Here is a 2,006-nt window from a genome sequence, read left to right as displayed (position 1 = left end):
AACAGGCAGTCGTCGCAAAGCCAGAAGGATTCCATGTTGACTCTCCTGTGCTGATTGAAGGAAAGGCGCTCGATTGAGCGCCTTGATGTAAAACATCGTGGATTGTTCAGGCGGACTGAACAGTACGCGTGGCGACACGGCGGGCCGTGCGGAGAGTGGGTGGAGATTCAGGTTCAATCCTGGACTCTGTTGGGTTGCCGGTATCTTCAGCTTCGGCATCAGCCGACGTTGGGGAGGACTCACTGTTTGGCGCTTGCTCAGCAGGTGCTGATGCTTCCTGCCTGGCGGGCGCTTTGTACTCGAACGTGCCGTTGACCTTGATCCAGTCGATGAGCAACAAACGACCTTTCAAACTGGCGCCCGGTTGACCCTGCTTAGCGCCTTTCTCGTAGAGAAACGGATCGATCCACAGGTCGCCGATACGGAACGACAGCAAGACCTTTTTCTCGGCTTTGACGGCGTCCATATAGAGACGAATCAAACGTTCAGCTTCGCCTCCAGCGACCTTGCAGTCGAAGCGGGTGTACTCCACCGCATCGGTGGCACCGTGCAGGGCGGCGATATCGCAGGCCATGAAGGGTTGGCCGCGGCGGACTTGTACTTCACGAACACGGTTGAGGTAGCCGATACCGACGGTGTGCAGGTTGAAGTAAGTGGTCGCTTCTTGGGAGTGGTTGGCGTGGGCCATGGTGGTTCTCCTGTTTCAAGGGAAAACGGCGACGCACAATCCCTGACGGGGAAGTGAGCCCCCGTCAGGGTGGGTAAGGTAAAGGCGAGCAATGAACAACTCGCCACCGGCAAGCCGATGACGATCAGAACGATGCGCCTTGAGGGAATAGCGGTGCAGCAGAGGAGCGTCTGCGGTGGTAAGCCGCAGGCATGGAGCAGTGGGCATTCATCACCGCTGAAGCGGTAACCGCGCGAGCTTCCGAACGCTGATCGCACTTGGGTAAACCACCACGAACGTGGCGTAGCCTTGAAGGTTCAAGCTACCTGGGCTGGGCTGTCAACGACAGCGAACCACGGCCTTTGTATAAGCCTGTCACAGGGGAGCGTCAAGACGCTGCAACCCGATTTTTTAAGGCCGGAATACGGTGGAAGTCACTGGAATTAAGAAAATGAAAAAAATGAAGAGGGGGCCCGGCAGGGTGCCAGGCGAGGAAGAGAAAAACCACCTTTGGCGGTCTTACGCAGTCGACAAGCGCCTCGCAACACTTGGTTGAACTGCGCCATGATTCGCCAACCGACCCTTGTCGTGGCCTGGGTCGGAACCTGCTGGCACGCATCCGCGCACAAAGGGTGCCCCGTGTTTCCCCGGTGGGCTCCGGGACTGAATACGATCGCCGAAGCGGATGACCGCTGTTGCCGGGCAGAGGCAACAGTGGTCATCCGCCACCGTGATCAGGTCGAGCACAAGTGAGGAATGAAATTCCGCAGAAGAGAAGGCTCCGAACTCAAGGAGTCCGACCGAGCCACCCGGAGCAAATCGGTCTTGGTTCGCCGTTGGCGATGATCCTGAGGCACTACAGCAGAGAGGGTGGGACGACGTCAAGGCAGAGAACTCACCGTTCTCATGATGATCGTCCCATGGAACATCATGAGCGACGCGTAGCTTTACTGATCGACACCGTGCCCTTGCAATCCGGATAGCGAGAGCATGACCAGAACGGCCCTGATTTGCCCTTTCGCCTGAGCATTGATGTGTTGCAAATGGGGCAGGTCGGACCGGCTTCGATAGGCATGGCTAAAGTAAGTGAACCGCAGCGTGCGACCAACTGCGCAATCCAGTTCGCCTGCTTGGTGACGAATGCATCCAGCGACAGGCGTCCCGCTTCGATTTCGTCCAGGGCCTGTTCCCAGGTCGCGGTCATACCTGGATCTGCGATTGCAGCGGGTACTGCCTCGATCAGGGTATGGGCCGCTGCGGAGGCCATCAAGGCGCGTTTTTTCTTCAGCAAATAACCGCGATCAATCAACCCCTTGATGATACCGGCTCGCGTGGCTTC

The 2,006-nt window shown here is 57.7% G+C and carries 2 protein-coding genes; both read right to left on the bottom strand.

Annotated features, from left to right (window positions below):
* Positions 1-106 precede the first annotated feature (106 nt).
* Positions 107-688 carry an STY4534 family ICE replication protein gene (locus C8K58_RS32130; protein WP_108574927.1) on the bottom strand — a complete coding sequence of 194 codons (582 nt, stop codon included), beginning with the start codon at positions 686-688 and terminating at the stop codon, positions 107-109.
* A 907-nt stretch (positions 689-1,595) separates the two neighbouring features.
* Positions 1,596-2,006: DNA topoisomerase (locus C8K58_RS32125; protein WP_178087847.1), on the bottom strand; the 411-nt coding region annotated here is incomplete at its 5' end.

The sequence above is a fragment of the Pseudomonas sp. GV047 genome (assembly GCF_003058245.1).
GTDB classification, from domain to species: Bacteria; Pseudomonadota; Gammaproteobacteria; order Pseudomonadales; family Pseudomonadaceae; genus Aquipseudomonas; species Aquipseudomonas marginalis.
This window is presented reverse-complemented; position numbering and strand designations above follow the sequence as displayed.